Annotated in this window: 18 protein-coding genes; 5 read left to right on the forward strand and 13 right to left on the reverse strand. The window is 62.9% G+C overall.

From position 1 onward, the window contains the following. Positions 1–18: 18 nt before the first annotated feature. From H3V53_RS20190 to pdhA, 4 genes are all read right to left on the reverse strand, one after another. Positions 19–1461, reverse strand: coding sequence for an ATP-binding protein (locus tag H3V53_RS20190; RefSeq protein ID WP_336599468.1), 1443 nt, complete (start codon positions 1459–1461; stop codon positions 19–21). 207 nt (positions 1462–1668) lie between these two features. Beyond that, positions 1669–2784, reverse strand: a complete 1116-nt coding sequence (locus tag H3V53_RS20195; RefSeq protein ID WP_336599469.1) for a dihydrolipoamide acetyltransferase family protein — start codon at positions 2782–2784, stop codon at positions 1669–1671. Between the two features lie 4 nt (positions 2785–2788). Next, positions 2789–3769: an alpha-ketoacid dehydrogenase subunit beta gene (locus tag H3V53_RS20200; RefSeq protein ID WP_336599470.1), complete on the reverse strand. Its 981-nt coding sequence runs from the start codon at positions 3767–3769 to the stop codon at positions 2789–2791. Further along, a complete protein-coding gene (gene pdhA, locus H3V53_RS20205) occupies positions 3762–4850 on the reverse strand; it encodes a pyruvate dehydrogenase (acetyl-transferring) E1 component subunit alpha (protein WP_336599471.1) in 1089 nt (362 codons plus the stop codon). Before pdhA ends, H3V53_RS20200 begins: the two co-directional genes overlap by 8 nt. A 312-nt stretch (positions 4851–5162) precedes the next feature. Here pdhA and H3V53_RS20210 point away from each other — a divergent pair, with 312 nt between their 5' ends. The 5 genes from H3V53_RS20210 to H3V53_RS20230 all read left to right on the forward strand — a co-directional run bounded on the left by H3V53_RS20210 (position 5163) and on the right by H3V53_RS20230 (position 10104). Then, complete coding sequence (locus H3V53_RS20210) at positions 5163–7898, forward strand: UPF0182 family membrane protein (RefSeq protein ID WP_336599472.1); 2736 nt, start codon at positions 5163–5165, stop codon at positions 7896–7898. Positions 7899–8040: 142 nt separating this feature from the next. Next, positions 8041–8244: a DUF2970 domain-containing protein gene (locus H3V53_RS20215; protein ID WP_054921495.1), complete on the forward strand. Its 204-nt coding sequence runs from the start codon at positions 8041–8043 to the stop codon at positions 8242–8244. A 465-nt stretch (positions 8245–8709) separates the two neighbouring features. Beyond that, positions 8710–8997 carry a hypothetical protein gene (locus tag H3V53_RS20220; RefSeq protein ID WP_336599473.1) on the forward strand — a complete coding sequence of 96 codons (288 nt, stop codon included), beginning with the start codon at positions 8710–8712 and terminating at the stop codon, positions 8995–8997. A 521-nt stretch (positions 8998–9518) separates the two neighbouring features. After that, positions 9519–9767 carry a hypothetical protein gene (locus tag H3V53_RS20225; RefSeq protein WP_082426768.1) on the forward strand — a complete coding sequence of 83 codons (249 nt, stop codon included), beginning with the start codon at positions 9519–9521 and terminating at the stop codon, positions 9765–9767. A gap of 37 nt (positions 9768–9804) precedes the next feature. Then, complete coding sequence (locus H3V53_RS20230) at positions 9805–10104, forward strand: hypothetical protein (RefSeq protein ID WP_336599474.1); 300 nt, start codon at positions 9805–9807, stop codon at positions 10102–10104. Between the two features lie 263 nt (positions 10105–10367). Here the strand turns inward: H3V53_RS20230 and tkt are convergent, their stop codons facing one another. The 9 genes from tkt to H3V53_RS20275 all read right to left on the reverse strand — a co-directional run bounded on the left by tkt (position 10368) and on the right by H3V53_RS20275 (position 19781). Next, complete coding sequence (gene tkt / locus H3V53_RS20235; protein WP_336599475.1) at positions 10368–12422, reverse strand: transketolase; 2055 nt, start codon at positions 12420–12422, stop codon at positions 10368–10370. 170 nt (positions 12423–12592) lie between these two features. Further along, a complete protein-coding gene (locus tag H3V53_RS20240) occupies positions 12593–13384 on the reverse strand; it encodes a DUF2182 domain-containing protein (RefSeq protein WP_336599500.1) in 792 nt (263 codons plus the stop codon). 2 nt (positions 13385–13386) lie between these two features. Beyond that, entirely contained in the window at positions 13387–13989 is a 603-nt protein-coding gene (locus H3V53_RS20245) for a DUF1326 domain-containing protein (RefSeq protein ID WP_336599476.1), read from the reverse strand. Between the two features lie 148 nt (positions 13990–14137). Continuing rightward, positions 14138–14545, reverse strand: a complete 408-nt coding sequence (locus tag H3V53_RS20250; RefSeq protein WP_336599477.1) for a hypothetical protein — start codon at positions 14543–14545, stop codon at positions 14138–14140. A gap of 93 nt (positions 14546–14638) precedes the next feature. Then, positions 14639–15307, reverse strand: a complete 669-nt coding sequence (locus H3V53_RS20255; RefSeq protein WP_336599478.1) for an RraA family protein — start codon at positions 15305–15307, stop codon at positions 14639–14641. Next, positions 15304–16344 (reverse strand): amidohydrolase family protein, encoded by a 1041-nt coding sequence (locus tag H3V53_RS20260; protein ID WP_336599479.1) that lies wholly within the window; start codon positions 16342–16344, stop codon positions 15304–15306. Before H3V53_RS20260 ends, H3V53_RS20255 begins: the two co-directional genes overlap by 4 nt. Positions 16345–16380: 36 nt before the next feature. Then, complete coding sequence (locus H3V53_RS20265; RefSeq protein WP_336599480.1) at positions 16381–17703, reverse strand: MFS transporter; 1323 nt, start codon at positions 17701–17703, stop codon at positions 16381–16383. Positions 17704–17867: 164 nt separating this feature from the next. Next, positions 17868–18773: a LysR family transcriptional regulator gene (locus tag H3V53_RS20270; RefSeq protein ID WP_336599481.1), complete on the reverse strand. Its 906-nt coding sequence runs from the start codon at positions 18771–18773 to the stop codon at positions 17868–17870. Between the two features lie 66 nt (positions 18774–18839). Continuing rightward, positions 18840–19781 carry a LysR family transcriptional regulator gene (locus H3V53_RS20275; RefSeq protein ID WP_336599482.1) on the reverse strand — a complete coding sequence of 314 codons (942 nt, stop codon included), beginning with the start codon at positions 19779–19781 and terminating at the stop codon, positions 18840–18842. Positions 19782–19785: the final 4 nt, after the last annotated feature.

Raw genomic sequence — 19785 nt, forward strand, 5'->3', positions numbered from 1 at the left:
GTTCATGGCCTTTCCAGACTACAAAACAAGGGCATCCCGACGTTCGCTCCCATCGCCTTTGCTGCGAGCGCCAACGAGCGGCAGCGTGACGCGAAAAACCGTGCCGGCGGCATCGGAGCGGACGCCGATCGTTCCGCCGTGCCGGTTCACGACGATACGGTACGCGAGATGCAAACCCAGTCCGAGGCTCTGCCCCTGCGCGCTGTCAGCATGCTTTGTCGTGAAGAACGGCTCGAACAGGTGTGTCACCGTATCGGGCGGAATGCCCGGCCCGTTATCGGCGATCTCGATGACGGCGTAATCGCCGTCGCATCGCGTACGAATGGCGATATTGCCCTGCCCGTTCATGGCCTCGATCGCGTTCTCGATGATCCGTGTCCACACCTGGTTCAGCTCGCTGCCAAACGCCTGAATGCGCGGCAGGCCGCGATCGTAGTCGCGCGTGACCGTGATGCCGTGCTTCATCTCGTGCGTCATCACCGTCAGGGTGTCGTCGATGCCTTCATGAAGGTCGATTTCCTGCTGCGGCCCCCGATCCATGAACGAATACGATTTCATCGCCGCGACGATGTCCGAGATCCGGTTGGCGCCTTGCATCGCGTCGTCCATCACGGAACGAAGGTCCAGGAGGCGGGCAATCCAACCGATGGCTGCATTGAATTGCTCGGGCGTCAGGTCGTCGGCGATGGGCCGGAGGTCGTCGGGCGCGATGTCGCAAGCGGCGAAGACGGGCGCAACCAGCCACGGCTTCATGACGCCATGCACGGCCAGCCAGTCGACGAGTTGCGCCTCCCGCTCGCTCTGCCGGATCGGATCGGCCGCCTCCGTTTCCCGTCCCGATGCCTTGCTGGCCACCACAGCCCTGAGCTTGTCGAGTGCCTCGCCTGGCACGGCTTGCAGGCCGAGCGCCAACGCCGATGCTTCGAGCCCGACGAGTTCCCGGCGCATGTAATCGAGCGCGCGCGTCAAGGCTGCGGCGGGATTGTTCATCTCATGCGCGAGACCGGCCGCGAGCTTTCCCAGGGCGGCCAGCCTGCTTCGATTGAGGGATTCCGTTTCGAGCGCGGTGAGCCAGTCGGTCATCACGCGGGCGACAGCCTGGCTGAAAGGGCCGCACGAAACGAACAACTCCCTGAAGGCCGCCTCCGGCAAACTCGCCAGCCTGCAGTCGGTGGTGGCCGTCAGCGTCATCGGATAGGGGATCGATGCGAGCATGCAAGGCGTGCCGAAGGCCTCGGGCGCTGAGAATCGTTCGACATATTGCTGTCCGTCGTCACGCCGCGTCCCGGTGAGTTCGCCCTCGAACAGGATCGTCAGGCTCGTGGCCATGTCGCCCTCGTGGAGCAGCACGTCGCCTGCTTCGATCGAATACTCGCTAACGCGGCCGCTCAGCCACTCCAGCCGATCTCGCGGAAGGTCCGCGAATACCCGAATCCTGCCCAGCTTTTCGAGTTCGATCATGGTTCGTTCCCAACGGCATATCGGGAGTGCATTCCGGCGACGGAACTTCGCGGGTTCGTGCCTCGCTTTGAAGGCATCGCTCCATTCGTTGTCTGGTTCGAACGCGTCAATTCAGTCTAGTCAATTCGCGCGATTCGTCTTTTGTCATAGGAATCGGGGCCTCTGCGGATGCTGCGTTTCCGGCTCCGTCTTCTGCGCGAAGACCGGCTATTGCGCCAACTGCAGATCGGCAATCGCCGCGGCGAAAAACCTCGCCGCTTCACCGCCCGTTACCACCCGATGGTCGAATGTCAGGCTCAGCGGCAAGATCCGATGCACGGCGGGGACGTCGTCTGCCGCCACCACCTGCGCGTGAATGCGCCCCGCCCCGAGAATGGCGACTGTGGGCGGCACCACGACAGGCGCCGCATACTTGCCGGCGATCATGCCGAAGTTCGACAGCGTGATCGTATTGCCACGCAGTTCTTCGGGCGGAATCTTGCGCGCCCGTATGTCCGCGCGCATCCGGTCGAGCCCGGCGCGCAGATCGGCGGCGTCGCGGTGCGCGACGTCGCGCAACACGGGCACGAAGAGGCCATCGGGCAGATCCACGGCGATGCCAAGATCGATCTTCGCGTGTACGTGGCGTCGCCCCGCATGCCCGTCGAACCATGCGTTGAGCCCCGGTTCGGCACGGCACCCTGCCACCACCGCGCGGATCAGCCGGATCGTGACGTCGCTATGCGGCGGCCACGCGTGAATATCGGCATCGTCCATGACCGTCGCCGCCGCCACTTCGCTCTGCGCGCGCGCCATGTTCTGCGCCATCGCGCGCCGCACGCCGCGCAGCACTTCGGGCGGCCCGAGTTCGGCGAGTATCTTTGCGTCGCGCTGCACGTCTGCCGCCGTGATGACACCGTCGTGCCCCGTTGCCGTCACCATCGCGAGATCGACGTCCAGCTTGCGCGCAAGCGCCCGGGCCGCCGGGATCGCCTTGATCACGCCCGCACCGGCGCCCGCTGACCCGCCCGGCTCCGCCGGCGCCTGCTGGACGACATGCTGGCCGACCGTGACTTGACCAACCACTGTGCCGGCATCCGCGTCGTCGTCCGATCCTTCGAACGCGACGAGTGGCGCGCCCAGATGGACGATGTCGCCCGCTTTGCCGAACAGCTTCGCGATGCGCCCGGATTGAGGCGACGGAATATCGACAATCGCTTTCGCCGTTTCGACCGACAACAGCGGTTGATCCGCACGAACGTCATCGCCGCCGTGGACATGCCATTCGACGATTTCCGCTTCCTGCAAGCCTTCGCCAAGATCGGGCAGTTTGAAGGTCTTCATGGCCTCACGATGCCTCCAGCGCCTGCCTGACCGCGGCAACGATGCGCTGCGTGTCCGGCATATATTGATTCTCGAGCCTGTATAGCGGCACCACCACGTCATAGCCCGTGACGCGCTGCACCGGCGCGAGCAGCGAGTACACGCCACGCTCGGCGATGTTGGCCGCGATCTCCGCGCCAACACCGCCCGTGCGCGACCCTTCATGAACGATCACACAGCGCCCGGTCTTCGCCACCGACGCGAGGATGGTGTTCATGTCGAGCGGCTTGAGCGTCGCTACGTCGATCACTTCGGCCATCACGCCCTCCTGCTCGAGCAGACTGGCTGCGGCTTGCACGTCCTGCAACGCGCCGCCCCAACTCACGAGCGTCACGTCCGAGCCGCTACGCCACGTAAAGCAGCTGTCGAGCGGCAGCGCCTCGCCGTTATCTTCCACCGGCTGCCTGAACAGCCGGTACAGTCGCGTCGGCTCGAAGAAAATGACCGGGTCGGGGTCACGGATCGCCGCAAGCAGCAGGCCGTATGCGCGCGCAGGCGATGACGGCGTGACGACGCGCAGTCCGGGTATGTGGGCGAACAATGCCTCGGGGCTTTCGGAGTGATGCTCCGGCGCGTGAATGCCCGCGCCGCACGGCGTGCGGATCACAAGCGGGCATGTCAGCCGGCCGCGCGTGCGATGCCGCAGGCGCGACGCATGATTGAGCACGTGGTCGATGGTCGGATAGACGAAGCCCGAAAACTGAATCTCCGCGACTGGCTTCAAGCCCATCGCAGCCATGCCGATCGCAGCGCCCGCGATCGCCGTTTCTGCCAAAGGCGTGTCGATCACCCGTTGCGCTCCGAATCGGGCCTGCAGGCCGAGAGTGGCGCGAAACACGCCGCCATTCACGCCGATATCCTCGCCGAGCATCACCACGGCCGGGTCGTGCGACAGTTCGTAGGAAAGCGCCAGATTGATCGCCTCGACCATGTTGACGTCAGCCATGATCTTTCCCCGCAGCCGGTGCGAAGCGCAACGCCATCTCGAACTGCTCGCGCATCCCTTGTGGCAATGCCGCATACAGGTGATCGAACATCGCCGAAGTCGGCGGCGCAGGTATCGTGAGATATGCCTTGACGGCCTCTTCGACCTGCGCACGGCAGGTCTTGCCGAGTTCCTCTTCCTGCGACTTGTCCCAGACATTCATCCGCATCAGGTAAGTGCGCAAACGAAGCAGCGGCTCGTAGTCCCATTGCTTGCTGAGCACCTCGGCGTCGCGGTAGCGCGTGGCGTCATCGGCTGTCGTATGGTCGCCAAGGCGGTAGCTGAGCGCTTCGATCAGCGTCGGGCCATCGCCGCGACGAGCCTTCGCGAGCGCCGCGTGCACCACGTGATGCACGGCAATCACGTCGTTGCCGTCGACCTGGAGCCCGTCGATTCCCGCAGCCAAAGCCTTTTGCGCGAGCGTTTGCGCGGCGCTCTGCTGGCTGCGCGGCACCGAAATCGCCCACTGGTTGTTATTGACCACGAGGACAAGCGGCGCCTGCCAGACGCCCGCCATGTTCATCGCCTCGTAGAAATCGCCCTTGGACGTGCCGCCGTCTCCGACCATCGCGACCGCCACGCGCGGTTCGTGACGCAGCACAAACGCGTAGGCCGCGCCTGCGGCATGGCACACCTGTGTGCCTATCGGCACGCAGTTCGGAAAATCGTGGCGCGCCACACTGAAATCGCTGCCTCGCTCGTCGCCGCCCCAATACAGCAGACTTTCCGTCATCGTGACGCCGCGCAGCAATTGCGCAGCGTGATCGCGGTACGAAGGAAACAGCACGTCGTCGGGTTGCATTGCGCTGGCGACGCCGACACCCACCGCCTCCTGGCCGACGGAAGACGCGAAGGTGCCCAGCTTGCCCGTACGCTGCAGCGCGACGGCCTTCGTATCGAACACCCGTGTCAGCACCATTGCACGATAGAGGGGAATCAACGCCATCGGATCGCGTGCAAAAGCAGGCAACGCTTGAACCGGCTCGCCGTCGGGGCCGAGGTATTGGGTATAGCCGATATGAAAACTGGCAGCGGTAGTCATGGCCGCCCTCCCTGTTCATTCAGATATCGAACAAGTGTGGGAGTTCACACGCTTGAGCGTCGCATGCGTGCTCGATCTCGCAGTGCGTGTAAACCTTATTCTGGACGATGAAAGTGTCGACAGGAAAGTTTCGCGAGTACATGCCCCGAACACGCGCACTTGTTGCAACGCAACGGCGGGATGAGCAGAAGTGCGCGCACCGCCTCAGACGCATTCGCACGGCGTTGAACGCCACTCCGATCGCAGGTCTACAATCAATGCAGACATGACGTAGCCGTGCCGTTTCGCTACAGCACCGGAAAGGGAGGAACGATGCCATCGCAAGCGTTATCCCGTGTGCGTAGGAGACGCGCCGCGATCGCGATTGTTGCTGTCATCGTCGGGCTGATTGTTATTGAACGCATGACGCGTGTGCTCGTCGACTGGCTCTGGTTTTCTTCGATCGGCTATACGGGCGTTTTCTGGACGATACTCGACGCCAGGGTGCTGCTGTTCACTGCCGTGTTCGCGATCTCAGCGCTCGTCATCGCGGCGTCCGGCCTGCTTGCGCATCGTTATGCCAGGCACGTTGTTCCCTCTGTGGCCAAGTTCGAAGTCGTGGTCGACGTAGGCCGCGAAGTCGCGCCGCATGTTCTGTGGCGCTGGACAACCGCTGGCGTTGCCGTCGTGCTGGGGCTATTGATCGCAGCCAGCGAAGATTCGAACTGGGACATGATCCTTCGCTTCATTCATCAGGTTCCGTTTGGAGAACGCGATCCCATCTTCGGCCGCGACATCGGCTTTTATCTTTTCTCACTGCCCGTCTATGTGGCGTTCAAGAACTGGCTGCTACGCGTCCTCATTTGCAGCGCGATCATTGCAGCAGTGATTTACGGCGTGCGCGGCGACATACAGATCGAGAAGCCGCCGCGCGAACTCTCGCGAGCCGCTGCCACTCACGGGTCAGTTCTGCTCGGCTTCATCTTGTTGACGAAGGCGGGATCTTACTGGCTCGATCGCTTTCTTCTGTTATATGGCGACAACGGCGTCGTGGTCGGTGCGGGCTATACCGACATCCATGTCGTGTTGCGGGTACTGTGGCTGCTCATCGGTCTCGCCGTCGCGGCAGCCCTTGCGTCATGGGCCAATGTGCGCTGGCGCGGCTATCGGATTCCCGCTGCAGCTGTGCTGCTGCTATTCGGCGGCGCAGTGGTATTCGCCGTCATTTATCCGGCGCTTTACCAGCGGTTCTATGTCAAGCCAAGCGAGTTAAGGCTGGAGACACCGTATATCAAGCACAACATCGCGCTGACCCGGCAGGCCTACGGCCTCTCGCAGATCGCGATCCGACCATTCGCTGCCGGACAAGGGCTGAATCTGGCGGAGTTGCAAAGCAATCGCGCAACCATCGACAACATCCGCTTGTGGGATGTGCAGCCGCTCATGGACACCTACGCGCAGTTGCAGGAGATCAGGACGTACTACCGGTTTCTTTCCGTGGACATCGACCGCTACCGTCTAAACGCCGGCTACCGGCAAGTCATGCTCTCCGCGCGCGAACTCGATTCGTCAATGCTTCCTGCTAATGCGCAGACGTGGGTGAACCTGCACCTACTGTTCACGCACGGCAACGGTGCCGTCATGTCGCCCGTCACCGAGAAATCGGCCGAGGGCTTGCCGTCGTTCTATCTGCAGGATATTCCGCCTGTTTCGAATGGCGGGCCGGTCATTCGCGAACCGCGCCTCTATTTTGGCCAAGGGGCGCAAGGCTACGTCATCGTGAAAGGAAGCATGCCGGAATTCGACTTTCCCCAAGGGAAAGAAAACGTCTATAAGGCTTATGACGGGCACGACGGTATCGGCATTGGCAATGCAGCACGACGTATCCTCTTCGCCTTGCAGTTCGGCGCACCCGACATCCTGTTCACCGGCTACATCACGGCAGCGAGCCGGATTCTGCTTCATCGCAATATCGAGGACAGGGTGCGCTCGATCGCGCCGTTCCTCGTCCTCGACAGGGACCCCTATCTGGTTGCAAGCGGCGGCGGTCTGTTCTGGATACTCGATGCCTACACCACGAGCCGCTGGTTTCCCTATTCGCAACCGGTGACGGGCGGCGACACGAACTACATCCGCAATTCGGTGAAGGTAGTCGTGGATGCGTATAACGGCACCGTCAATTTCTTTATCACCGATCCTGACGAACCCATCCTGAGGACCTACCAGCGCATTTTCCCGGGCCTCTTTAAGCCTCTCGATGCAATGCCACACGATCTGCGGCAGCATATCCGCTATCCCGAAGATCTCTTTTTGATTCAGGCGCAGCTCTATCGCACTTACCATATGGATGCACCAGAAGTCTTCTACAACCGCGAGGACCTCTGGCAGTTCCCACGTGAACTGGCCGGCATCGATGCCGCAAATGCGCCGGGCGCGCAAATGGCGCCGTACTACATGATCATGCGATTACCCGGCGAGAAGCGCGCCGAATTCGTGCTACTGCTGCCGATGGTGCCCAGCCAGCGCGAAAACATGATTGCCTGGCTCGCGGCGCGTTGCGATCCGCCCGAGTATGGCAAGCTGGTCGTGTACACGTTTCCGAAGGACAAGCTCGTCTATGGGCCGTTCCAGATCGAGGCACGCATCCAGCAAAACACCGAAATCTCTCAGCAGATTTCGCTGTGGAATCAGATGGGTTCGCGTGTGATCCGCGGTCATCTCGTGGTACTGCCGATCGAAAATTCGATTCTCTACGTTTCCCCGCTCTACCTGCGCGCAGCATCCGGCCAATTGCCAGAGTTGAAGCGGGTTATCGCCGCGTATGGCGATCGCGTCGTGATGCAGGATACGTTACCGCACGCCCTTGCAGCGCTCTTCGATGACACCCTGCCCGCCTCACCCAGCTCGCCAGCCACAGCGGACGAGCGTACCCGCGAGGCGCTCGCACACTATAATCGCGCGCTCGAACGGCTAAAAGCGGGCGACTGGAGCGCTTTCGGCTCGGAATTCGATGCGCTGCGGCCACTGCTTGAATCGATGGGCGGCAGCGGGACGCAAAATCGCAAGTGATGACAGGAGCGACCAGGGAGATTCCAGATCTTCCCGGTGCGACGAATTGACACCCCTGCTTACCTGTTTTCGCGCGAATCTGCTGCTGTTTCCGATTCGTGGATGCGCCGATGATGGGTCCATCAATCACCGGAGCAGCATCATGGAAATCCTTCGTCTCGTCCGTATCGTCCTGTCAGCATTTTTCGGCGTGCGTAAGCGCGCATCGCACGAAGCCGACTTCGCGAACATCAACATCGTCGCACTCCCCTTCGTGGCTGTTTTTCTTGCACTGTGTATTGGAGGATGCATTTTTGGCGTCGTACATCTGATCGCGCATTCGACGAGCACGATGCAGGGCCTTTGATCAGGGCGGCGCATCGTGGCGTGCTGAGCAACCCTCCGCATCGACCCGTCACGTCCCTATCGCTCGCGATTCGGCCGGTTCGGCGCACGCCCCAGTCTCTCTCATCACTGAACACGACTGCGCGTTTGTCTACGCAGCATCGCGCTGCGGCTTGATCGGCGAAGCGCATTGACCGGCTCCGGATGCGGTCAATCCGCCCGAAGACGCACGCGAATCAGCAAGACTTACGCGCAGTGGCACGACATCGTTTCTCGCGCAGAAAAATTCGCGACGCGGGTTCGCATTGCGCGTAGTATGGGCTCGTTGACTGATCGTCGCCTCGCCTTGGATTGCCTGGTACGGTCGGCCCGATTCCGTCACAAAGGCGGCTCCAGGTTTGTGCGCCAATATGGTCGAATGACAACGACCCATTGCCATTAGCCTCCTGACATCGTGCCGCGTTTGCGCGGCGAAACAGAGGTAACCATGGCAGACGGTATCTACCTGTACAAGGGGCTGGAAGTTCATCCACTTGTTTTCCCGCACACGCCCACACGCGCAGGCTTCGCCCACGATTACGACGCAGGCTTCGATGCCGCCGTTCGGATCAGGGAACCCGGCGACGAGGGCATCAAGGCGAGAAGCCGCGTATTTCGGCTCCAGGTCGAAACGCCGTTTCTGAGCGCGGGTGCTGCAAGACGCGCATGCACCGCTTACGGCAAGCTGCTGATCGACAAAAGCACGCCGGTCGACACCATCTGGGACGGCGAATAACACAGCGCGTCCGTCCCCAGCGGGCTATGCCCGCGTTATCGACATGATCCGCGAGCAGCAGTCGTGCGCCGCGGTTTCGAACCGTATCTGCCGATGCTTGCGGCACGCTTCCGGTCGAATGCACATCACGCTCGCTGCGCGATGCGCCGGCTCGTGAACCACTACTTTCAGAATGACTGATCTAACGAGGTGTCATGTCTCGACTCGCCGATCTGATGATGCAGCATAGCCATGTGGAGACAGAAATCGCACTCCGTGAACTGGAACTGAACACTTGCCGATTATCTATCGATGAAAGTGAGCCGACCGGTACGTCGGCCATCCCGCGTCTCGACACGCTCGCGTTTCTGGAGGCGCAACTGCGTCAGTACAAGGTGAGACGCGAACGACTGCGTCTCGCCATCGCCCGCTGCGCCACCCGGTTGAGAGGGAGCACAAGCACAAGCGCAAGCCGGCACCGGCCGCGTACCCACTGTCCTGGGTGCAGAGCCACCTCCGTTGCAAGCCGTGAGGAGAGACACGTGTACGCGAATTCTGCAGGTTTCCATATCGATCCTACCCCGCGCCGGGCCGATGGCGAATACATTGCCCACGCGCGAATCAGTTGCAGCAGCGCTGACGGGCTTGAATACGATGTCCATCTGAGCGGCGACTTGCGCGGCTTCGATGCACGCGAAGACGCCGTCCGGTTTGCCGCCGAATGGGCTACCGAATGGCTCGCAACGCACTGTGGCGCGCGTCAGCGGCTACCCGGCGATCCGCGGGAATGACATGCACGACATTGGAAGCGCACGGAGAACGCAGCCGGTGAGCACCGACGCGCTCTCCACGCTCGCGCAATACCTCGAACTTTCTCTCGATAGCAGCGGCAGCATCATCATCATGCAACGATGCGATGGTGTGTGCGCCGTGTACATCGGCGACGCCACGGAAGACCAAGGGCACTGGGAATACGTGGGTGCGATAGCGGCGCTCGTGGCGGGCGACATTCTGAAGATGACCCATTCCGGCCCTAACCGGATCGAAGTCGACGGGCAGAAATACCGCTTTGTCCGGAGCTTCACGCATTTCGAAGATCGTAGCGCGATCGTTTTTTCGCCCACGTAAATTCGCTTGCTCCCATAATGCATCAAGGGCCGTCGCAATCCGCGCCGTTCCGACGATCGTTGCCATTACAGATCTTCGCGTTGACGCGTGCATCTGCGCGGACACGTGATGAAGCCCACGCCGCGAGCAATCGCGCATGCCCGCTTCGAAGAGCAGCATCGGCTGGCACCGATCGCCGTCATGGGCGCGAGCCAGCTCGAGGCGAGCGGGCGCCACTCAACTGGCTTCGCTATTGACGGATCGCAACGCTGGTCAAGCGCCCGTCAACTTCCCTTAATATTTCCGAGCACTTCGCGCGCGGCACGCACGACCGCATCGGCCGTGATATCGAATTTGGCGTAGACGTCGCCGATCTTTCCCGATTCGCCGAAGCCATGCATGCCGACGAATCGCCCCTCAGGTCCGATATAGCGCTCCCAGCCGAGTTCGACGGCCGCCTCCACAGCCACGCGCGCAGGCGACTCGCCCAACACGGCGCGCCGGTAGTCCGCGTCCTGCTCTTCGAAAAGCAGCCGGCATGGCATCGACACGACGGCCGTCGGCACACCGTCTTTCTGCAGGATGTCGCGTGCCTGCACGGCGAGATGAAGCTCCGAACCCGTCGCCAGCAGCGTCATCCGACGCGGGCCGCCCTCTGCGTCCAGCAGCACGTAGGCGCCGCGCGCCGACCTGTTTTCGCCATCGGCGTCCTTTCGCAGCAGCGGCATCGGCTGGCGCGACAGCGCCAATAACGCGGCCCTGCGTGGATGTTCGAGCACCATCTCCCAGCACTCCGCCGTTTCGATAGGATCGCCCGGCCGGTACACGGCGAGGTGAGGAATGGCACGCAGCGCGGCGAGATGTTCGACGGGTTGATGCGTGGGGCCGTCTTCGCCCAGACCGATCGAATCGTGTGTCATCACGAAGATCGTGCGCACCTGCATCATCGAGGCGAGCCGGATGGCGGGACGGCAATAGTCCGAGAAGCACAGGAACGTGCCGCCATAAGGAATCAGCCCGCCATGCAACGCGATGCCGTTCATGGCGGCCGCCATGCCGTGCTCGCGCACGCCGTAGTGCACATATGAGCCGTTGTATTGTCCAGGCTTGATCTCGACCTGATTCTTCGTCTTCGTGTTGTTCGATGGCGTGAGATCGGCCGAGCCTCCCAGCAATTCCGGAATGGCATCGAAGAGATGGTTCAGCACGTCTCCACTGGCCTTGCGCGTCGCGATCTCCTTGCCGTCGGCGACGAACGCCTGCCGCGCGGCCGCGATGGCTGCCTTCCAGTTTTCCGGCAGCTTGCCTTCGTTGCGCCGTTCGAACTCGGTGCGCAGCGCCTGCGGCGCCTGCTTCACGCGATCGGCCCACGCGAGCCGCGCGGCGCGGCCGCGCGCGCCGATTTCGCGCCATTCGTTGAGCAGCTGGTCGGGAATCTCGAACGGCGGCGAAGACCAGTTCAGGATCTGGCGCGCGCCCGCGATTTCTTCCTCGCCCGGTGCGTCGCTGTGCGCTTTCTGCGTGCCCGCCTTGGTCGGCATGCCGAAACCGATGATCGTCTTGCAGGCAATCAGCGTTGGCCGGTCGACGGTCGCCCGCGCCTTATAGATGGCGTCGCGGATCGCATCCGTGTCGTGGCCGTCGATTTCCAGCACACGCCAGCCCGACGCGTGAAATCGCTCGATCTCGTTGTCGGAGACCGCGAGGCTGGTTGCGCCGTCGATCGAAATCGAATTGTTGTCCCAGAACGCGATCAGACGTCCCAGCTTGAGGTGCCCGGCGAGCGAGATGGCTTCCTGGCTCACGCCTTCCATCAGGCAGCCGTCGCCGAGAAACACATACGTGTAGTGGTTGATGAGATCGTCGCCGAACCGCGCATTCATGATGCGCTCGGCGAGCGCCATGCCCACCGATTCGGCGATGCCCTGACCGAGCGGCCCCGTCGTCAGCTCGATCCCTTCGGCGTGCCTGTACTCCGGATGCCCCGGCGTTTTGCTGCCTACCTGACGAAAGCGTTTCAACTGGTCGAGCGTCATGTCGGCGTAACCCGTCAAATAGAGCAGGCTGTACAGCAGCATCGATGCATGCCCGTTGGAAAGCACGAAGCGGTCGCGGTCGATCCAGTGAGGGTCGCCGGCATCGAACTGCATGAAATCCCGGTACAGAACGGTCGCGACGTCGGCGAGCCCCAGCGGCGCGCCCGGGTGACCGCTGTTTGCCTTCTGCACGGCATCGAGCGTCAGGAAGCGGATACAGTTCGCCATCTCGCGAAGATGAGGATCGCGGGGTGCCGGAACGGATTTCGGCGGCGTGGCGGCGGCAGGCTTTGGGTCGGTCATCGCGGCTCCTTGTTTCGGATTCGAATCGACATCTCGGCGCAAGATGCATTCCGCCGATACTACGCGCGCACGCCCGAGTGCGCCCGTCTGCGGTCGGCTTACGCCGCGACGGGCGCTATCCTCTGACGATTCGCGGCGGCGTCGACCCACATGACAAGCCACAGCGTCTTTCACACGATGCCCGCGTGCTGCACGACAATCCAGGCCGACCATGCCATCAACGCGACGGCGAGCGGCGTGCCGATGGACCTGCCCCAACGGAGATTCTTCTCGGCGGCCATGATCGCGCCCAGCGCCAGCATCCAGCCGACACTGCCCGTGCCGACTGCGAACATCAGCAACATCAGCGCCCAGCAGCAGCCGATGCAGAACGCGCCGTGGCTCATGCCGAGCCAGAAGCTCTCGCGGCGCGCGCTGCCGCCGCGCCAATGCTCCGTGATGAACATCAGCGGCGAGCGGCATTTGTCGAGACATCGATGTTTGAGGCTGCTGACCTGATAGACGCCAGCGAGCGCGACGATGGCAGCGCCGATCAGCCAGCCGTGCGCAAGCAACGTCGGCGATCGATCTGCAAGGCGATGGAGCGCGGCGTCGAAGCCGTGCGCGACGAGGCCGAACAGCGCCCAAGCCGTTGCATAACCGACGATCAGCAATGCCGTCAGCACGCGCTGGTTGTCGCGCGCGATCGTCATGCGCCTGAAGGTGTCGAAGAGTGGAAAGGCGGTCGGCAGCATCATCGCCGCGATCATCAGGAGCCATGCGACGCTGTGCAGCGACGCCTCGAGCATGAGGCTCGCGCCCGGCACCGCGCGGCATATCGTGCCGACGACGGGCAGTTCGTCCCAGCTCGCGTGACGCAGATAACGCGCATACGGCCCTGCGTCCCACATCCATAACACGATCCACGCGCTCGCCGTCAACGCGACGAAGAGCGGCGCAAAGAGCCGCGAGCGCGCGCGCATCTTCACGACACGAAGCTGAACGATCCCTGGATGGCGTTATGTCCCGTCAACGAGAGATCGAGATCGAGTTTGTCGTGCCGCAGCCGGAACGCGTTCGCCTTGCCGACGAAGGCAGGCGAGCCCGGTATCGTCGAGAAGATGCTGTCAACCAGCCGGGTCGGCTCGCCGCTCGGACCGCGATAGGGCTCCAGGTCGGCCTCGATTGTTTCGCCGACCTTCATCCTGCCCTTGCCGTCGACGACGGTGTATTCGATCGAAGCGCGTTCTACCGACACCACTTCGCCAATCAGCTTCACGATATCCGCGAGCGGTCCCCCGCGCTCGCCGCGATGCACGCTCACGAGCGCGTCGAATTGCGCGTCAGACGCGTGCTCGTCGACGAACATCGCGACGCGCCAGCCGCCTTGCAGCACATTGCCCGGAATGAACGCCGCGAACGCGACCGTCAAGCCCGACACATCGACGCCGTCGATCGCCCCTTTCTCGTAGTGGTAAGCAATCGCGCTGCGGCACGTGCCGTTATCGGGATCTTCTCCAACCCAGCACGGACACAGGATCTTGCATTCGCACACTTCGAGGATGCTGCCCGTCAGTTGATAGCTCATTTGCGCCCCCTCTGCCCGTTGAATCCGGCCGGGAAGAATATCGCCGGACATTCATTGTTGTAGGCGTTAAGCGCGCAGGAATCAAAGCATGCGAGCGCTTCGAATGATTAAAGCAGCAAATGAGTGAAGCAGCTTATACAGTGGGTAGTCAGGCAGGCGCGCTTCCTTCCTTCACGTCCTCGACCAGACACGACTTCAAAGCCCTTATCCGCCGATCGACGAAATAACCGCCACCTTCCGTATAGCGCAAATAAAGGCGCCCGCATTGCGCGCACTCCCACACGCCGCACCGGTTGTACGGAAAATAGCGCGGCGCGATCGGCGCATCCGGCGACCAGTATTGAACGTTGTCCGGCCGGTATTCCGCAAACGTCGGCTCGGGATCATCGTCACGCGTGAGCGTCGCCACTTCGACCAGTTGTGTTTCATCGAGCGACAGCGGCTGCGATTGCCACCCATCGAGCGGCGTCTTCGTGCACGAACAAGGCGCAGCCGCTTTCTTTTCGGCGCGTCGTGCCAGTTCCACGAGCGCGGCTGCGTCGAGATATCGAGTCATGTTGTGGTGCCTGCTTCTTGTTGCGCCGATGGCGGGAGCGTCGTTTATACCGCAGTTTCGACAATCGCGACGGGCCGCACCCGTCGCCGGCAATCACCCGTTCATCATCCGGTCCAGATGCGCCCTCACCCACGCCCTGTCGAAACGCCCTTCGGCAATCGACTGCAGCGCCGCCGCTTCTTTCGCGCCCTGCTTGCGCGCGCCGGCAATCACGCCGTCCACGTCGCCCGGTGCGATAGCGAGCAGCCCGTCCTCGTCGCCGACCACGATGTCGCCCGGATTCACCACCATCCTGCCGACCGTCACGGGCACGTTGATCTCGCCCGGCCCGTTCTTGTACGGCCCGCGATGCGTGACGCCGCGCGCATAGACGGGGAAATCGCGCTGCCGTATCGCGCCGACATCGCGGATCGCGCCGTCGATCACGAGCCCCTGCACGCCGAGACTTTCGGCGTAGCTCGCCATGATGTCGCCCATGAGCGCCTGGCTCAATTCACCGCCGCCGTCGATCACGAGCACGTCGCCGGGCCGGCAGAAGTCGAACGCGCGATGGATCGCGAGATTGTCGCCGGCTCGCGTGCGCACGGTCACGGCCGTGCCCGCCATCGGCCGCGGTTGATGATACGGCTGCAGGCCCATGATTCCGCTCGCGCGCGCCATGTTGTCGCTGAGCAGCGAGACGGCAAGCTCGCGCAACGCAGCGAGCGTCGCCGGGCTCGCCTGCGCTGCCGATTCGAATTCGCGCCAGCCGATGGGATTCATATCGTCGCCCCTTCCATTGCGAGTTGTTTGTCGAGTTGCGCACTCAGGCGTGCATACACTGCGCGCGCGTTGCCTTCGTAGATGCGTTGCCGGTCCGCCGCGCTGAGCCATTCGATCGCATCGATATAGCGGCGCGTGTCGTCGTAGTAGTGCCCCGTTTCAGGATCGATGCCCTGCACCGCGCCGATCGTTTCCGAAGCAAACAGAATGTTCTCGACAGGAATCACTTTCGCGAGCAATTCGGTGCCCGGCTGATGATAGACACAGGTGTCAAAGAACACGTTCTTCAGCAGATAATCGCGCAGCAGCGGACGCTTCATGTCCTGCGCCAGTCCGCGATAGCGTCCCCAGTGATAAGGGACGGCGCCGCCGCCATGTGGAATGATGAAACGCAGCGTCGGGAAGTCGGCGAACAGATCGCCTGTCAGCAGTTGCATGAACGCCGACGTATCGCCATTGATGTAGTGCGCGCCCGTCGCGTGAAAATTCGGATTGCACGACGACGACACGTGAATCATTGCGGGCACATCGAGTTCGACCATCGCTTCGTACAGCGGATACCACGAGCGATCCGTGAGCGGCGGACCGGACCAGTGTCCGCCCGAAGGGTCCGGATTCAGATTGCAGCCGATGAAGCCCAGCTCCTGCACGCAGCGGCGCAGCTCCGCGACGCTGCCGGCAGGCGACGCACCCGGCGCCTGCGGCAACTGGCAAACACCGATGAAATGGCGCGGAAACAGCGAGCAGACGCGATGCACGAGGTCGTTGCACTCGCGCGACCAGATCGCGTTCGCTTCGGCGCCCGCGAGGTGGTGGCCCATGCCTGCCGCACGCGGCGAAAAAATCGTGAGATCGGTGCCGCGCTCGCGCTGAATGCGGCGCTGCCCGCTTTCGATGCTTTCGCGGATGTCGTCGTCGCTGATGACGGGGCGCGGCGGCACGGGCGTGCCATCCTTCAGCGCGGCGATCTGCTGCGCGCGCCATGCTTCGTGCGAACGCGGCGAGGTCGTGTAATGTCCGTGACAATCGATGATCATGTGGCCAATCCCTTGAGTCTGTGCGATGAACCTTGATTAGGTGCCCGCCGCGTCGCCGCCCGCGAGCGCCGCCGATGCGTGGTCTTCCGGCGGCGTCACGCGCATGACGAGCGCGATGATCGTCGCGATCACGAGAAAGGCGGCGATGGTCAGCAGCGCCAGCGAGAAATTGCCCGTCGCGTGGCGCACGAGTCCGATGCTCCACGGCCCCACCAGCCCGCCGAACTGCGCAATCGTGTTGATCAGCGCGATGGTCGCGGCGCCCGCCGCGCCCGTCCTGAACGAGGACGCCAGGCTCCAGAACAGCGGATTGCCCGCGTAGATGAAAAGCCCCGTCACGCACAGCAGCGCGTACGCAAGCAGCGGATTCGGCGCATACGCGCTGCCCGCAATCGCGATCGCGCTCGCGCCGTAAACGAATGCAAGGTGTTTCTTGCGATCGCCCGACCGGTCCGAGCTGCGGCTGATGACGAACGTACCCAGCACGCCGAGCAGCGGCGGCGCAGCCGACAGAAATCCGACTTGGATGTTGTTCAGATGGCCGAGGCTCTTCACGATCTGCGGCAGCCACAGGAAGAGCCCATAGATACCAACCAGCGCACAGCCGAACAGGCACGCCAGACTCCAGACGCGGACATCGGCCGCCACGCGCAGAAACGACACGTGCGCGTGACCGCCGAGCGCTTCGCGTTCCGCGGCGAGCGTCGTTTCGAGCCAATGCTTTTCATCGTTGGAAAGCCATGCGGCGTCGGCGGGACGCTCGGTCATGATGCGCAGCGTCAACAAGCCGAGCAGCATCGCCGGCACGCCTTCGAGAATGAACATCCACTGCCATCCGTGCAGACCGAGCACGCCGTTCGCGTAAGTCATCAGCGACGTGGAGATGGGACCGCCCAGCACGGCCGAAAACGAGCCTGCAATGATGTAGCCGCCGACGGCGCGCGCCCGGTAGCGTTCGGGAAACCATTTGGTCAGATACACGGCGACGCCGGGCAAAAAGCCCGCTTCCATCACGCCGAGCAAAAAGCGCAGCACATAAAAGCTGGCGTCGTTGAACACGAAGGCCGTCGCGGCGGCCACGGCGCCCCACGTGAGCAGGATGCGCGCGATCCAGCGTCGCGCGCCCACGCGATGCAGCAGCAGATTGCTCGGCACTTCGAGCAGCATGTACCCGACGAAGAAAATACTGCCCGCGAAGCCGAACACGGCGGGGCTGAAGCCCATGTCGCTGTTCATGTCGAGGGCCGCGAAGCCGATATTGATGCGGTCGAGGTAGTTGAAGAACATCATCGCAAAGAGCAAGGGCATCAGCCGCCCATACACTTTGCGCATCGTTGCTGCTTCGTCGACGTGAATCATGCTGTCTCCTGTTCCATGCAAGCCTGGTTGCATGTGCGCGACGTGGTTGTCGCTGCGTTCTCTGAATATGTGCTGTGTGCTAAAGCCACGCAGCATTCACCGATGTTAAGAACGCGCGAACAGGAAGTCCAAGACGGGATGCTTATGCTTGTATAAGCCGCGTCTTATAGTGCGCCATTGTTGTCGGCGAGCGGGGCGGGCAGGCAGTGCAGAAACGCGAGCAGATGCGGTGACGTGTCGTCGGAGCGGAACGTGGCGGCGAGGGTCGAGCGCTGCGAGGAACCGGGGCCCGTCAGATGACGGAACACAACGTCCGCGCGTCCGTGGCGCGCCACGGATTCGCCGACCACGGTCACGCCCAGCCCCGCCGCGACGAGCGCAATGGCAGTCTGGATTTCGTAGGCCTCGTGCGCGACGAAGGGCGTCACGCCTGCATCGCGATACAGCGACAGCACCGAGCGTTTGTATTGCGCGTTCTGATGCTTCGGATAGAGGATCAGCGGCGTATCCGCCAGTTCGGCGATCGTCAGCTTCTTGCGCTTCGCGAGCGGATGATCGAGTGCCATCACGACCACCAGTTGCTCGCGCAGCAGCACGCGCGTGGTGTAGCCCGCCATCGCGAGCGGTTGCCGGCCAATGCCGACATGAATACGCATGTCGCGCAGCGCGTCGGTTTGTTCGTCGGTGAGCATTTCGTAGAGCTTCAGTTCGACCTGCGGATACTCGCGATGAAAAGCCTTGAGCGCGGGCGGCAAGACGCTGTACATCGCCGAGCGCGTAAAGCCGACGCTCAGCCAGCCGCGCCGCCCCTTGCCGATTTCGACGGTGCCGAGCGTCATCTGTTCGAGCGAGCCGAGTATCTGGCGCGCCTCGGTGAGCAGGTACTGCCCTGCTTCCGTGAGCCGAAGCGGCCGGCGCGTGCGGTCGATCAACTGCGTGCCGAGACGCTCCTCCAGCGCGCGAATCTGCTGGCTGAGCGCGGGTTGCGCGATATGCAGGCGCTCGGCGGCACGGCTGAAGTTCAGCTCTTCGGCGAGCGTCACGAAGCATTGAAGCGCTCTAAGGTTCATCGGTTCTTATCGATGCGTCGGACTTATGTCGGGCCGATCAGTTTGCCTGAAGTGGCGCGCGCGTGTTCACGCTGTGCTCGCCTTCGCGTCAACGGGCGCACTGATGTCCATTGCGCCCGATACCCGGCGCAACTCGTCGGCGATGATCGCGATCAGTGCTTCCGCCGCCGCGCTGAGCGGCCGTCGCGGATGGCTCACGCACACGATATGCCGCACGATGCGCGGCGCGAGGATCGGATACGCGCGCAGCGTGCCCTCGCGCACCGCGCGCTCCACGACGATACGCGGCAGGATCGTCGCAAAGCGCGTCTTCTCGACGAGCGCCACGATCGTGGACAGCACATCGATCTCGAAGCGCGGTGCGAGCATCACATCCTCGTGCTGCGCCGCCGTATCGAGCACGCCGCGCAGGCCGTGACGCTTGGTCGGCAGCACGAGTTCGAGTTCGGGCAGTTGCGCGAGCTCGATCGAATGCGGCAGGTCGGGCCCGTGCGCGACGCTCGTCGCGAGCACCATTTCTTCGTCGAGCAGCGGCTGCGAATCGAGCGAAAGCCGCGCGCGCGGCTTGTTGATCAGCGCGGCGTCGAGCTGGCCGCCCGCCACCCAGTCGATGAACGTCGCGCTGTAGCCGTCCGCCACCGTCACTTCGACGTGCGGATAGCGCGCGTGAAAGCGCGACAGCGAATCCGCGAGCACGCTCTCCGTCACAGATGCGATCAGTCCGATGCCGACGTGCCCCGTCACCACTTCGTCGCGCTGCACCAGCTGCTGCCGTGCGTGCGCGAGGTCGCGCATGATGGGCAGAAAGAGCCGGTACATCAGGCGCCCCGCTGCCGTCGGCGCCATGCCATGCGCGCCCCGCTCGAAGAGCTGCTGATGTAGTTCCTCTTCCAGCTTGGCGATCTGCATGCTGAGCGCAGGCTGCACGATGTTCAGACGCTTGGCCGCGCGCGTCACCGATCCGTCTTCGAACAACGCGATGAAATACTGGATTTGCTTGAGGTCCATGACT

Source organism: Paraburkholderia bengalensis (assembly GCF_037126505.1).
Classification (GTDB): domain Bacteria; phylum Pseudomonadota; class Gammaproteobacteria; order Burkholderiales; family Burkholderiaceae; genus Paraburkholderia; species Paraburkholderia bengalensis.

Excerpts from the sequence above, each read along its gene's own strand:
- H3V53_RS20190 (WP_336599468.1), bottom strand. The coding sequence starts at position 1,461 with ATGATCGAACTCGAAAAGCTGGGCAGGATTCGGGTATTCGCGGACCTT.
- H3V53_RS20195 (WP_336599469.1), bottom strand. The coding sequence starts at position 2,784 with ATGAAGACCTTCAAACTGCCCGATCTTGGCGAAGGCTTGCAGGAAGCG.
- H3V53_RS20200 (WP_336599470.1), bottom strand. The coding sequence starts at position 3,769 with ATGGCTGACGTCAACATGGTCGAGGCGATCAATCTGGCGCTTTCCTAC.
- pdhA (WP_336599471.1), bottom strand. The coding sequence starts at position 4,850 with ATGACTACCGCTGCCAGTTTTCATATCGGCTATACCCAATACCTCGGC.
- H3V53_RS20210 (WP_336599472.1), top strand. The coding sequence starts at position 5,163 with ATGCCATCGCAAGCGTTATCCCGTGTGCGTAGGAGACGCGCCGCGATC.
- H3V53_RS20215 (WP_054921495.1), top strand. The coding sequence starts at position 8,041 with ATGGAAATCCTTCGTCTCGTCCGTATCGTCCTGTCAGCATTTTTCGGC.
- H3V53_RS20220 (WP_336599473.1), top strand. The coding sequence starts at position 8,710 with ATGGCAGACGGTATCTACCTGTACAAGGGGCTGGAAGTTCATCCACTT.
- tkt (WP_336599475.1), bottom strand. The coding sequence starts at position 12,422 with ATGACCGACCCAAAGCCTGCCGCCGCCACGCCGCCGAAATCCGTTCCG.
- H3V53_RS20240 (WP_336599500.1), bottom strand. The coding sequence starts at position 13,384 with ATGCGCGCGCGCTCGCGGCTCTTTGCGCCGCTCTTCGTCGCGTTGACG.
- H3V53_RS20245 (WP_336599476.1), bottom strand. The coding sequence starts at position 13,989 with ATGAGCTATCAACTGACGGGCAGCATCCTCGAAGTGTGCGAATGCAAG.
- H3V53_RS20250 (WP_336599477.1), bottom strand. The coding sequence starts at position 14,545 with ATGACTCGATATCTCGACGCAGCCGCGCTCGTGGAACTGGCACGACGC.
- H3V53_RS20255 (WP_336599478.1), bottom strand. The coding sequence starts at position 15,307 with ATGAATCCCATCGGCTGGCGCGAATTCGAATCGGCAGCGCAGGCGAGC.
- H3V53_RS20260 (WP_336599479.1), bottom strand. The coding sequence starts at position 16,344 with ATGATCATCGATTGTCACGGACATTACACGACCTCGCCGCGTTCGCAC.
- H3V53_RS20265 (WP_336599480.1), bottom strand. The coding sequence starts at position 17,703 with ATGATTCACGTCGACGAAGCAGCAACGATGCGCAAAGTGTATGGGCGG.
- H3V53_RS20270 (WP_336599481.1), bottom strand. The coding sequence starts at position 18,773 with ATGAACCTTAGAGCGCTTCAATGCTTCGTGACGCTCGCCGAAGAGCTG.
- H3V53_RS20275 (WP_336599482.1), bottom strand. The coding sequence starts at position 19,781 with ATGGACCTCAAGCAAATCCAGTATTTCATCGCGTTGTTCGAAGACGGA.